We start from the raw sequence: 12,638 nt of genomic DNA, 5'->3' as shown, positions 1-12,638 counted from the left end.
CTCCCCGAATTCACGGGGCTCATAAACCCCGTGCATCGAGAATAGCGAGGTTTACTCGACTTGGGTCATCCCTGTTGCGGTCGCCATTCGAGCCGAACACGTAGCGCAGAGCCCGAAGACGTCGACGACGTGGGCGGCCTGGGTGAAGCCGTGCTCGGCGGCAACGCTGCGCGCCCACTCTTCGACGGCATCCGCTTCAATTTCGACCGTGAGACCGCAGTTGCGGCAGATCAGGTGGTGGTGGTGGCTGTCAGAACTGCAGGCGCGGTAGAGGCTTTCGCCGTCTGGAGACTGCAGGGAGTCGGCTTCGCCCTGGGCGGCGAGGTCGGACAGGGCACGGTAGACCGTCGCAAGGCCGATGGGCGATCCCGTCGCGTGCAGGGTGGCGTGCAGGGCTTGGGCGCTGACGAATCCACTCGTGGAATCGAGCGCTTCCCGAACGGCATCCCGTTGCCAGGTGTTCCGTTTCACTGCCATGTCGTTACCTATTCCATAAATTGCATACGCCCCATTTGGCGGCGTAACCGGCAGCGACGCTGCCGGCAGTGGCGTTACGTATAACCGTAATCCTCCGCGCCCTATGCCGGGCTAAGCACCCGGCCAGACAAGCCCCTGCGCGCCTTCGATGCCGCGATCAGCCGGCAGACCACGTAGATCGCGAACGAAATTGTCGTGACGTACGGGCTGATCGGAATCGACCCGCCGAGCGCGAGCATGATGCCCCCGACGAGCGAGACGACGGCGAACAGCATGCTGAGCAGCGGCGCGATGACGGGGGAGGAGGTGAGCCGGAGCGCTGCGGCCGCCGGGGTCACGAGAATCGAGAGCACGAGGAGCGAACCGACGATCTGCACTGAGACGGCGACGGCGAGGCCGAGCAGCAGCATGAAGAAGATCGAGAGGCCCCGCACCGGGATGCCCTTGGCTGCGGCCACGGCTGGGTCGACGCTGGCGAACGTGAGCGGGCGCCAGACGATCAGGAGTCCGACGACAACGATGATCGAGATCACGATGAGCGACTCGAGCCTCGGGTTGTCAACGGCCACGATTTGGCCGGTCAGCAGGCCGAACTTGTTGGCGGTTCGTCCTGGATACAGCGCAAGGCACAGGATGCCGAGCCCCAGCCCGAACGGCATCAGCACCGCGATGATCGAGTTGCGGTCGCGTGATTTCGCCCCCAGTATGCCGATCAACAGCGCCGCGATCATCGAGCCGATGAGAGATCCTTCGACGACGCCGATGCCGAACAGCAGTCCAGCTGATGCCCCGGCGAACGACAGTTCGCTGATGCCGTGCACCGCGAATGCCATGTCGCGCGACATCACGAACACGCCGATCAGGCCGCCTACGACGCCAAGCACCGCTCCGGCGATGATGGAGTTCTGCAGCAGGGCGAGCAGTTCGCCGTAGTCGGCGAAGTTGAAGATCTGCGACCAGAGGTCGTCCGAGGCGTCGAAGGGGATCACGGAAGTCGTTCCTCTGGCCTGGTGGCTGCGGTGTCGTCGTGGTGCGCGGCACCATCGGTGTCTGGCAGGCCGTGTGGACTGTCTGGAGCGCCAACCACGATCACGCGACCGCGGGTGCGGATCACGTCGACCGGCGAGCCGTAGAGGTCACTCAGCACGTCGGAGCGCAGTACGTCGTCTGGGGTGCCGATCCGGAATGACCCGCCGGCCAGGTAGAGCACACGGTCGACCATGCCCAGGATGGGGTTGATGTCGTGCGTGACGAACATGACGCCAAGATTGCGTTCGCGGCGGTGGCGGTCGATGAGCTCGCTGACGCCTGCCTGGTGGTTCAGGTCGAGTGAGATGAGCGGCTCGTCGCAGAGCAGCAGGCGAGGGTCTCCGGCCAGCGCCTGGCCGACCCTGAGCCGCTGTTGTTCTCCACCAGAGAGGGTGGAGATCGGCACCTTCGCGTAGTCGGTCGCCCCGACGGCTTCCAGCAGTTCGTCAACCTTGCGATCGCGCGCCTTCGATGGCCACGGCGGCCCCCAGACGTGGCCGTTCAGCCCGAGCGCGACGAGGTCGCGGGCACGCAGGGGAGTGCCGTCGTCGGCCAGCTTCTGCTGCGGGATATAGCCGATCTGGCGGCTGCCCCTGGTGATGGGGTGGCCGAGGAACGAGATCTCGCCAGAGCTCAACTGGTTCTGCCCCAGGATGACCTTGAGCATGCTGGTCTTGCCAGACCCGTTCGCCCCAAGAACGGCAATGAACTCGCCGGCGTGCACGTCGAGGTCGAGGCCGCTCCAGAGCGTGCGATCGCCGAATTTCAGTTCGGCATCGCGCATGCGCAGCACCGACCCTGAGGGCGTCCCGAAGCGGGATCGACCAGCCGCGGCGGGGGAGGGGACGGAAGAAGTCATCCTTGGCAGGTTACTTCCCCGCGGGGGCTGGGGACGGCGCTCCTGCAAGCGCCCCAGCGAGCGCATCGAGGTTCGCCTGCATCCAGCTGATGTAGTCGGTGCCCGCCGGCAGGATCTCGGTGAACGCGACCACGGGAACGTCGTTGTCGTCTGCGGCCTCGATGACGGCATCCGTTTGCGAGCCAGACGTCTGCGCGTTGTAGACGAGCGCACCGATTGAGCCATTGCCCAGGAGGTCGGTGACCATGGCCAGTACGGTGGCCGGCACGTCGGTTCCCTGCTCGACGGCCTCACTGAATTCATCGGGAATCTTATTGACGAGCCCACTGGCTTCGAGCAGGTAGAGCGGCAGCGGTTCGGTGATGGCGACCCCTGTGCCGCCGTGGTCGGACTTGATCTGGGCTTCCTGCGCCTGCAGGGTACCGATCTCGGCGACGAAGGCCTGTGCGTTCGACTCGAACGTTGCGGCGTTGGCCGGATCGAGGTCGGAGAGCGCGACCGCGATCTCCTCTGCCACCGCGGCGACGGTCGGGAAGTCGTACCAAAGGTGCTCGTTGAACTCGCCGTCGGCCGGGTCTTGGTCGTATCCGGAGATCTCTGCGGCGTTCAACACGACAGCATCGGTGTTGCCCGATGCCGAGAGCATGGTGTCGACGAAGTCGTCGTAACCGCCGCCATTCTCGATGACAAGGTCGGCCTTCGACAGGGCCAGCTGGGTGCGGGCATCCGCGTCGTACTCGTGCGGGTCCTTGTCAGGGCTGTCGATGATCGAGGTGACAGAGACCAGGTCTCCGCCCACCTGGGCGGCAATGTCGCCATAGACGTTGGTGGACGCCACCACCCTGATGGTGCCGTCGTCGGTTTCTGCGCTGTCATCGGCACTGCCGCTGCAGCCGGTCAAAGCCAGAACGGATGCCATGACAAGCGTTGGGAGGAGCGGAAAACGACGTTTCACCGTGGAATACCTATTTCAAAGAGCAGAACGGGACTCTCCGAGAATACGGTTATTGAGAATGATTGTCAAAGACGGCTACTCGAGGAGCAGTGCCGGCTCTTCGATGATGCTGGCGACATCGGCAAGGAAGCGGCTGGCCACATCGCCATCGACCACGCGGTGGTCGAAGCTCGCACCGATCGTCGTGACGAAACGGGCACGCACCTCACCGTCGACGACCCACGGCTTCTGCTTGATCGTGCCGAGTGCCACGATTCCGGCTTCGCCGGCGTTCAAGATCGGCGTGCCAGTGTCCATGCCGAAGACACCGATGTTCGTGATGGTGATGGTGCCGTTCGACATCTGCGCCGGCGTGGTCTTGCCGTCGCGGGCCGTGATCGTGAGCTGCTCGAGCGACTGTGCCAGCTCAAGCAGGCTCATGTCCTGGGCTTCCTTGATGTTCGGCACGATCAATCCCCGTGGAGTGGCGGCAGCAATGCCGAGGTTCACGTAGTGGCGAACGATGATCTCGTCGTCGGTGAAACTCGAGTTCACGGTGGGGTTGCGGCGCACGGCCCAGATCATGGCCTTGGCCATGATCAGCAGCGGCGATACCTTCACGCCGGCGAAGTCGGTCGACGTCTTCAGTCGCTTGACGAATTCCATGGTCCTGGTGGCGTCGACGTCGACGAACAGGCTCACGTGAGGTGCCGTGAACGCACTCGACACCATGGCCTGGGCGATGGCCTTGCGCACGCCCTTGACCGGGATGCGCTCCTCGCGGCTTTCCGGCCACTCAGGGGTCTGGATGTTGCGGAACACGCTGGCCTGGTTCGCCTCGCGCAGCACATCGTCACGCGTGACGTCGCCAATCGGACCCGTCGGGGTCACCAGAGCGAGGTCGACACCGAGGTCCTTGGCCAGCTTGCGGATCGGCGGCTTGGCGATCACCGGTCCAACGGATGCCTTGGGCGGCAACACGGGAAGCGGAACTGCGGCAGGCTGCTCGGTGTGCACAGGGGGAGGGGACATGGTTTCGTGGGCCACCGCCTGCGGCTCGTGGCGCTTTCGGCGAGTCGCCATCGTCGCCGAGCTGCCGTGGCCGACCAGCATCGCACCCTGCTTCTCGTCGGACGAGTCCGATTTCTCGTTGGAGATCGTGGCGGCGGTGTCCGCTGCCGCTTCGAGGAGGTCAGCAGCCGGGGGAGCGGCCGGGGAAGCGGCCGGGGAAGCGGCCGGGGCTGCCGCTGCATTCACGGCCGGGGGAGTGGCTGCCGCGCCGGCGCCCGTTTCGGTCCCCGAATCGATGGTGATGATGAGGGTGCCGACATCCACTGTCTCGCCTTCGGCGACCAGGATCTCGCCGACAACGCCGACATAGGGCGACGGCAGCTCGACGAGCGACTTGGCCGTCTCGATTTCGACCAGCACCTGGTTGATCGTCACGGTGTCGCCAGGGGCGACCTTCCAGGAGACGATTTCGGCTTCGGTGAGGCCCTCGCCGACATCCGGGAGGGTGAACTTTGACAGGCTCATCATGTGCCTTTCTTACAGATCTGCGTTCGTGCAGGGGGTGCGTTCATGCTGGGCGAAACTGACCCGGTTTGGCTAGTAGCAGGCCAATGTGGCTAGTAGGAGAGAGCGCGATCCACGGCTTCGAGGATGCGGTCAGGGCTGGGCAGGAAGTGTGTTTCCACCGCAGCAGGGGGGAACGGCGTGTCGAACCCTGACACCCGAAGCACGGGGGCTTCGAGCGAGTAGAACGCCCGCTCTGTGACCGTTGCCGCGATTTCGGAGCCGAGGCTGACGAATCCGGACGCTTCCTGGGCGATGACCAGTCGACCGGTCTTCTGAACGGATGCCAGAATCGGGCCGTAGTCGACGGGGGAGAGCGACCGCAGGTCGACGACCTCAATGCTGATGCCCTCGTCGGCCGCGATATCGGCGGCCTGGAGCAGCACGCTGATCATGGCGCCGTGACCGACGACCGTGATGTCGGTTCCGGTGCGCACCACGCGGCTGGCGTGGAGCGGAATTCCGCTGGCCGTGAAGTCGACCTCACCCTTCGGCCAGTAGCGGCTCTTGGGCTCGAAGAAGATGACGGGGTCGTCGGAGGCGATCGCTTCCTGCATCATCCAGTAGGCATCGTGCGGGTTCGACGGGCTGACCACGCGCAGACCCGGCGTGTGCGCGAAGTACGTCTCCGGGCTCTCCTGGTGGTGCTCGATCGATCCGATGTGTCCGCCGTACGGAATGCGAATGACCACTGGCATGCTGACGCCGCCCTCGTGGCGGTTGCGCATGCGAGCCAGCTGGGTGGTGATCTGGTTGAAGCCGGGGAACACGAATCCGTCGAACTGGATCTCGCACACCGGACGGTAGCCGCGAAGCGCCATTCCGATGGCGGTGCCGATGATACCGGCCTCTGCCAGTGGGGTGTCGAGCACGCGCTTGTCGCCGAATTCGGCGAGCAGGCCTTCTGTCACCCGGAACACGCCACCGAGCAGCCCGATGTCCTCGCCCATGAGCAGGACCTTCGAATCGTTCTGCAGCAACTTCCGAAGCCCGGCATTCAGCGCCTTGGCCATGGGGAGGTTCGCCGACGTCACCTGAACGTCACTCATGCCTGGTCCCCTTCAAATGAAGCCTCGTAGCGATCAAGCCAGGCTTTCTGTTCTTCAATCAACGGATGCGGTTCCGCGTAGACATTGTCGAAAATGACCGATTTCTCTGGCGCGACAATCTCCAGGGCGCGGCGACGAACATCCGCGGCGAAATCGCTGGCCTCTTCGTCGACGGAGTCGAAAAATTTTGTGGGGGCGCCAAGGCCCTCCAAGTAGCGACGGAATCGCACGATCGGATCGCGCTCCACCCAGGCCGCGAGCTCGGCTGGATCGCGGTACTTGGTGGGGTCGTCGGCCGTGGTGTGCGCGCCAACGCGGTAGGTCATCGCCTCGATGAGTGACGGGCCACGGCCGGAGCGGGCGTCGTCCATCGACTTGGATGTCACGGCAAAGCTGGCGAGCACGTCGTTGCCGTCGATCTGGGTGCCTGGCATGCCGAATCCGCCGGCGCGCAGATACAGCGGCGTGCGGGACTGTCGGGAGACGGGAACCGAGATCGCCCACTGGTTGTTCTGCAGGAAGAACACCTGCGGGGTCTGGTAACTGGCCGCGAAGAGGAGCGCCTCGTTGGCCTCGCCCTCAGAGGATGCACCGTCGCCGTAGTAGACGATGACGGCCTGGTCGGTCTCTGGATTGCCGGTGGCCGTTGCGCCGTCGAACTGGATTCCCATGGCGTAACCGGTGGAATGCAGCGTCTGGGAGGCGAGCACCAGGGTGTACAGGTGGAAGTTGCCGTGCTCTTCCGGCTTCCAGCCGCCGAGGGTGACGCCGCGCAGCATACGCAGGATGTCGACGACGTCGATTCCGCGAATCATGCCGACGACGTGTTCACGGTACGAGGGGAACACGTGGTCCTGGGGCTTGGTCGCATACGCTGACCCGACCTGGGCTGCCTCCTGGCCGTGGCTTGGCACCCAGAGGGCGAGCTGGCCCTGGCGCTGCAGGTTAGCGGCTTCCAGGTCGAACCGACGGACGACCGCCATGTCACGGTACATACGACGGTAGTCGTCGTCGCCGAGTCGCTCGAGGTATGGCAAGAATTCTGCCGACCGTTCTGACGTGACCAGCTTTCCCTCGTGAGAGAGGAGTTGGACCATGGGATCGATGTTTGGGGTGCCTGCCACCGTACTAACCTAGCTTCCGTGCTGGGTGGCCTGTTGTTAGGCCATCAACAATCTCTGTGCAGATCTGTAGAAGTTTTCCTACAGCGTCTTCTTCGCCGATGGACACTCGGATGCCCTCAGACGCGAATGGGCGAACGACGAGGCCGGCCTCTCCGAGTTGCTGGGCGATCTGGCTGGTCGCCTCACCGGTCGGCAGCCACACGAAGTTGCCCTGTGGGTATGGGATGTTCCAGCCCGCGGCTGTGAGGCCATCCCAGAGCTCTTCGCGCCGCGCGGCGAGAATCGCCACTCGCTCAAGCAGTTCGTCTTCCGCGTCGAGGGAAGCGATTGCGGCGACAGCGGCCTGGCCGGTCACCGACAGGGGGATGGCCGTCGAGCGTGCGGCATCGAGGATTCTTTCGGCGCCGAGCGCGTAGCCGATTCGGAGGCCCGCGAGTCCGTATGCCTTCGAGAAGGTGCGCAGCACGACAAGGTTGGGGTAGCGCGACAGCAGCGTCGGACCGCGGACAGCCGAGGACTCCGTCACGAATTCGATATATGCCTCATCGAGAATGACCAGCAGGTCACTCGGAACGAGTTCCATGAATGCGTCGAATTCGTCAGCGGTGACGATGGTGCCCGTTGGGTTGTTCGGGCTGCAGACGATGATGACCCGGGTATGCTCGGTGATCGCTGCGGCCATGGCCGGCAGGTCATGGCCGTGATCTGGCCGGTTCGGCACCTGAACGCTGGTCGCGCCGGCGACCGCAACGAGGCTCGGGTAGGCCTCGAACGAACGCCACGAGTAGACGACCTCGTCGCCAACTCCCGCCGCCGCCAGGAGGAGCTGGGCGAGGATTGCCACAGACCCTGAGCCGATGTGTACCTCGTCTGCAGAGAGGCCAAAACGGTCGGCGAGGCGTTCGCGCACGGCCAGCGCCGTGGCATCCGGGTAGCGGTTGAACGACGTGATGGCAGAGGCCGCGGCCACGACGGAGGGAAGAGGTTCGAACGGATTCTCGTTGCTGGAGAGCTTGAAGGCGTCGGCAGCAGCAGGCTTGCCCTGCTTATACGCAGGCAATGCCATGATTTCCGGGCGCAGTCGGACGGTCATCGGGTCACGTTGGCTCACCCGGCGAGTCTACAAGTCCCAATATTCTGAGAGCCGTATGTACGGATGCCGATATCTCGACCCGATATCTCGGCCAGCGGATACTGTCGTGGCCGGCCCATAAGCTGCGAGGTGGAATAGTGTGGCTGTATGGGCTTCCTGATCAAACTCATCCTGAACGCGGTTGCACTCTGGCTGACGAGCGTCATCGTCGCCGGGGTGAGCATTGTGCCGTACGCCGACGACACGCTTGCGGTGATTGTCACCTACCTGCTGGTCGCACTCATCTTCGGTTTCGTGAACAGCGTCATCGGCACATTCGTGCGGGTGCTCGCGTTCCCGCTCTACGTCCTGACCCTCGGGCTGCTGTCCTTCATCGTGAACGGGTTGCTGCTGCTGCTCGCCGCCTGGATCTCCAGCTGGTTCGGCTTCGGGCTTGAGGTCGACGGGTTCTGGTGGGGCGTACTCGGCGCCATCGTGCTCGGCATCATCAGCTGGATCCTCGGCCTGATCGTGCGCCCGGTCTCGCGTTCCGTCTCCTAGGTATCTCCTGGGCCGGTATCTCCTAGGCCGCTAGCGGTCACCGGAGGCACGGATTCCACGCCACGACGTGACGGATCCCGTGCTCGCGGCACCCGTACTTGCGGCACCCGTACTTGCGGTCCCCGTACTCGTGGGCCCGATGGTCGCTGTCCCAGCGCCCACGAGCGCCGCTATTCCTGCGGAGAAGGCCACGAGCCGCGGTTCGCGTGACTCGTCGATGAGGCGCGCCGTCTCCACGTAGGTGGCCATGCCATGCGCCGGCAGTGAAACGTCGGTGGGTACCTGGCTGTCGGCGTACGCCTCCCGCCGCACCAGCAGGTGGGCATTCGAATCAGCGGTTGCGTCCCTGGCTGTGCCGCCGAGCGCCGGCACCAGGTCGTCGGTGTGGGCAACGGCCAGCATCGGCACGGCATCCGGAACCGCCACCTGGCCGGCCGGCGCCCCGAATGTCAGGACAGCGACGGTGTTGAAATCGCCGGATGCCGCCACTTGCGCTGCAATCAGCCCGCCCTGGGAGTGACCAACCTGTGCCACAGGGTCGTCAGGGCCGATTCCAGCCTGCGTCATGGCCTCGACCACCGCGCGGTACGAGCCGGCGTTGTGGTCGGCGACAGCGGCGATGTTGGACGTGAGGTCCCAGGGCTCGCTGGAGGGCACCGCGCTCCAGTCCACCGTTCCGCCGATGTACACGACCCAGCCGGGCCGATCCACCGGCCCATAGCGTTCGATCCGCACCTGCGGGCTGTCGGTCGACGCCCGGGGTATCCGTTCAGCCAGGCCATGCACGCCGACGGGGGCGACGACGGTCCGGCTGCGCCCCACGGGAACCGCGGTCACCGCGGTCTCGCGCATGACACCCATGCGGTTCGCAGCGAAGAGCACCCCGGCAGCCGACGTCGATGCGCCAAGCAGCCCGATGCCCTCGTCTCCGAGGAGCGTGGGCAGCGGCTGCGGTATCCGCAGAAAACCGGCAGCAGCGTCGTCGATCGACGACACCAGCACCCTGACAGCTGCGACGAGCTCCGGGTTGGTGAGCAGGCGCGGATTGTGTGTCAGCACGTCCGCGAGCTGCGTTGCGTCGCCGTTGCGCCCGGTTTGACCGCTGTGACCTGATTGACCGGCAATGAGTGTGCCAATAAACCAGCCAGAAAGCAGGGAGGTCAGCGCAGGGAGCGCGAGCACCGCCAGCACCGGAGACAGCACGCCGAAGACATAGCCGAAACCCGCCCCGGCCAGTCGAGTGAGCAGCGCGATGGTGCGTTCCGCGTCGCCGTAGCCCTCCGCCGCATCCCTCAGGGCCGTGGACAGCGCCCCGCTCAGCTCTGCGAGCCCGTCAAGCGCCCTGGCTGCGGCGTAGAGGGCGAACTCGCTGTCATCCCTGGTCCAGGCCGGGGCAGGTACGGCAGCGCCGGGCACGGGCATGCCCCGAATCTGCGAGAGCTCGGAGCGCCACACCTCGCAGTGACCGCGGAGGAGCTCAAGCACGGCCAACTCGGTGAAGAGCTCGTCGGTGGCCACAGCCGTGCTGCCGCCGCCGGAGAGCACCAAGGTGTCGTCGTTCACAGCAGAGCCTTCAGCTCGATAATTGCTCGTTCGATCGCCGCCAGCGCGTCATTCATCAGCATCGCTGACCGGTCGAGCTCGGCTGCCAGTTCACGTCGCCTGGCCACGTAGCCCCGCGCGGCCGGGGAGCGCCAGGAGCGGAGGCCGTCGGCGCCATCCGCAGAGCCGAACACCCGTCGCGCCATGTCCACCTCATCGCACAGTGCTCCCAGTCGCATCCGTTGGCGGCGGAGCGCCGCGAGTTGCTCGACCCGAACCTGCGCTTCATCGCCAAAAAACAAGCTTTCTGCACCATCCACCGGTTATCTTCCTCGTCCGATTTCTCATCGTTCCCGCATCCGAGTCTGTCCAACGCCCCTACTGCGCCTACGCCGTGCGGATATTGCGTGTGACGCGGCGAAAATCAGCAGGTGTGGAGGAGGCTCATGTGCCCCACAATGGAGAAATGAGTTTTGAGGCGCTCAGCCCAGACGAGTCGACGCCATTTCGGATCATCTTCGTGTGCACCGGCAATATTTGCCGGTCACCCATGGCCGAAGTGATGCTTCGCGATCTCGTCACCCGGTCGGGCCTTGGTCGACTCATCACGACGAGTTCGGCCGGAACCGGCGACTGGCACGTGGGGGAGCAGGCCGACGCGCGCACCATCACGGCGCTGGCCAAGAAGGGCTACGACGGCAGCCACCACCGCGCCAGGCAGTTTGACCCGGCCTGGTTCGCCGATCTTGACCTCGTTGTCGTTCTCGATCGCTCGCAGGAACGGGTCTTGCGCAACTGGGCCCCCACCGAACATGACCGCAACAAGGTGCGCCTGTTGCTGAGTTTCGACGCCAATCAGGCCAGCCTGCACGACGTTCCTGACCCCTACTACTCCGACGATGCAATGTTTGACGCGGTTTTAGGCATGATTGAAGGTGCAAACCTCGCGCTGTTCAAGCAGCTCGCACCAGCAATCAGACAGGGAGTCCGATGAGTCCACTACCCCCACAGGTCCTCAGCCCACTAGACGGTCGCTACCGCGCCGCCGTCACCGAACTGGGCGAATACCTGTCAGAGGCAGGACTCAATCGTGCTCGTGTGCAGGTCGAAGTCGAGTGGCTCATCACCCTCACCGACCGCAGCCTGTTCGGTTCAACGCCGCTCGAAGCTGAGCAGAAGGCCGCCCTGCGCGCCCTCGTCACCGACTTCGGCCAGGCCGAGATCGACGAGCTGGCCACGCTCGAGGCCACCACCCGTCACGACGTGAAGGCTGTCGAGTACCTCGTTCGTCGCCGCCTGTCCGCTCTCGGGCTTGACCACATCGCCGAGTTGACGCACTTCGCCGCAACCAGCGAAGACATCAACAACCTCTCGTATGCCCTCACCGTGCGCGAAGCTGTGCACCAGGTCTGGCTGCCGAAGTTCACGGCCCTCATCGAGGCAATTCGGGTTTTGGCGCTCGACTACCGAGCGGATGCCATGCTCGCCCGCACCCACGGGCAGCCGGCAACGCCGACCACCATGGGCAAAGAGCTCGCGGTCTTCGTCTACCGCCTCGAGCGGGTGCGCGCCCAGGTGACTGCCAGCGAATTCCTCGGCAAGTTCAGTGGCGCGACCGGCACGTTCGCGGCGCATGTCGCTGCCGATCCATCCGTTGACTGGCCGACGGTGTCTCGCGAGTTTGTTGAAGGCCTCGGCCTCACCTGGAACCCGCTGACCACCCAGATCGAGTCTCACGACTGGCAGGCAGAGCTGTACTCGCGGATGTCACACGGCAACCGCATCCTGCACAACCTTGCCACCGACATCTGGACCTACATCTCGATGGGCTACTTCCGTCAGATCCCGCAGGCCGGTGCCACGGGCTCTTCGACGATGCCCCACAAGATCAACCCGATCCGCTTCGAGAATGCAGAAGCCAACCTCGAGCTCTCAAGCGCGATCCTCGACTCCCTCGCGGCAACACTGGTGACAAGCCGCCTGCAGCGCGACCTCACCGACTCCACCACCCAGCGCAACATCGGTGTCGGATTCGGTCACTCGCTGCTCGCGATCGACAACATCGTGCGCGGCCTCGGCGAGATCGATCTCGACCGCACGCTGCTGGCTGCCGACCTCGACTCCAACTGGGAGATCCTGGGCGAGGCGATCCAGACCGTCATTCGCGCGGAGGTCAGCGCCGGACGCTCGTCCATCGAAGACCCCTATGCGCTCCTCAAGGAGCTCACCCGCGGCAAGCGCATCGGCCAGGACGACCTGATTGCGTTCGTGTCGGCCCTCGAAATCGGCGAGGAGGCCAAGGCGCGACTGCTCACGCTCACCCCTGCGCTGTACGTCGGTCTGGCCGACTCACTGGTCGACTACCTGAAGTAGCTCGTTGTACAGCCGGCTCGTCCGGCGACTGGACTGTTGGCTG

Annotated in this window: 13 protein-coding genes; 3 read left to right on the top strand and 10 right to left on the bottom strand. The window is 64.7% G+C overall.

From position 1 onward, the window contains the following. Positions 1-51: 51 nt before the first annotated feature. The 8 genes from AC25Z0_RS15715 to AC25Z0_RS15680 form a co-directional block, all read right to left on the bottom strand. Entirely contained in the window at positions 52-477 is a 426-nt protein-coding gene (locus tag AC25Z0_RS15715) for a Fur family transcriptional regulator (RefSeq protein WP_488121033.1), read from the bottom strand. A 101-nt stretch (positions 478-578) separates the two neighbouring features. Beyond that, positions 579-1,466 (bottom strand): metal ABC transporter permease, encoded by an 888-nt coding sequence (locus tag AC25Z0_RS15710; RefSeq protein WP_488121032.1) that lies wholly within the window; start codon positions 1,464-1,466, stop codon positions 579-581. Then, entirely contained in the window at positions 1,463-2,290 is an 828-nt protein-coding gene (locus AC25Z0_RS15705) for a metal ABC transporter ATP-binding protein (RefSeq protein WP_488121260.1), read from the bottom strand. Before AC25Z0_RS15705 ends, AC25Z0_RS15710 begins: the two co-directional genes overlap by 4 nt. Before the next feature lie 85 nt (positions 2,291-2,375). Next, a complete protein-coding gene (locus AC25Z0_RS15700) occupies positions 2,376-3,320 on the bottom strand; it encodes a metal ABC transporter solute-binding protein, Zn/Mn family (RefSeq protein WP_488133796.1) in 945 nt (314 codons plus the stop codon). Positions 3,321-3,395: 75 nt separating this feature from the next. Then, entirely contained in the window at positions 3,396-4,835 is a 1,440-nt protein-coding gene (locus AC25Z0_RS15695; protein ID WP_488133922.1) for a dihydrolipoamide acetyltransferase family protein, read from the bottom strand. A 92-nt stretch (positions 4,836-4,927) separates the two neighbouring features. Then, the gene (locus tag AC25Z0_RS15690; RefSeq protein WP_488133795.1) at positions 4,928-5,923 is read right to left on the bottom strand and encodes an alpha-ketoacid dehydrogenase subunit beta; all 996 of its coding nucleotides are present in this window, start codon (positions 5,921-5,923) and stop codon (positions 4,928-4,930) included. Then, positions 5,920-7,020 carry a thiamine pyrophosphate-dependent dehydrogenase E1 component subunit alpha gene (locus tag AC25Z0_RS15685; RefSeq protein WP_488121258.1) on the bottom strand — a complete coding sequence of 367 codons (1,101 nt, stop codon included), beginning with the start codon at positions 7,018-7,020 and terminating at the stop codon, positions 5,920-5,922. Before AC25Z0_RS15685 ends, AC25Z0_RS15690 begins: the two co-directional genes overlap by 4 nt. Positions 7,021-7,051: 31 nt before the next feature. After that, positions 7,052-8,140 carry a histidinol-phosphate transaminase gene (locus tag AC25Z0_RS15680; RefSeq protein WP_488133921.1) on the bottom strand — a complete coding sequence of 363 codons (1,089 nt, stop codon included), beginning with the start codon at positions 8,138-8,140 and terminating at the stop codon, positions 7,052-7,054. Positions 8,141-8,287: 147 nt separating this feature from the next. Between AC25Z0_RS15680 and AC25Z0_RS15675 the strand changes: the two genes are divergently transcribed. After that, positions 8,288-8,680, top strand: coding sequence for a phage holin family protein (locus AC25Z0_RS15675; RefSeq protein ID WP_488121029.1), 393 nt, complete (start codon positions 8,288-8,290; stop codon positions 8,678-8,680). A gap of 30 nt (positions 8,681-8,710) precedes the next feature. On the opposite strand, the gene AC25Z0_RS15670 is transcribed toward AC25Z0_RS15675, so the two are convergent. Together AC25Z0_RS15670 and AC25Z0_RS15665 are read right to left on the bottom strand one after the other, a co-directional pair. Beyond that, a complete protein-coding gene (locus tag AC25Z0_RS15670) occupies positions 8,711-10,243 on the bottom strand; it encodes a hypothetical protein (protein WP_488133794.1) in 1,533 nt (510 codons plus the stop codon). After that, a complete protein-coding gene (locus AC25Z0_RS15665) occupies positions 10,240-10,524 on the bottom strand; it encodes a hypothetical protein (protein WP_488133793.1) in 285 nt (94 codons plus the stop codon). Before AC25Z0_RS15665 ends, AC25Z0_RS15670 begins: the two co-directional genes overlap by 4 nt. 164 nt (positions 10,525-10,688) lie before the next feature. Between AC25Z0_RS15665 and AC25Z0_RS15660 the strand changes: the two genes are divergently transcribed. Continuing rightward, positions 10,689-11,216: a low molecular weight protein-tyrosine-phosphatase gene (locus AC25Z0_RS15660; RefSeq protein ID WP_488121026.1), complete on the top strand. Its 528-nt coding sequence runs from the start codon at positions 10,689-10,691 to the stop codon at positions 11,214-11,216. Next, positions 11,213-12,595 carry an adenylosuccinate lyase gene (gene purB / locus AC25Z0_RS15655; RefSeq protein WP_488121025.1) on the top strand — a complete coding sequence of 461 codons (1,383 nt, stop codon included), beginning with the start codon at positions 11,213-11,215 and terminating at the stop codon, positions 12,593-12,595. The genes AC25Z0_RS15660 and purB overlap by 4 nt, the downstream gene beginning before the upstream one ends. The last annotated feature ends 43 nt before the right edge of the window (positions 12,596-12,638 follow it).

The organism is Leifsonia sp. Y862 (assembly GCF_057669585.1).
Note: the sequence above shows the minus strand (reverse complement) of the source record. Positions and strands in the feature narration are given on the sequence as shown.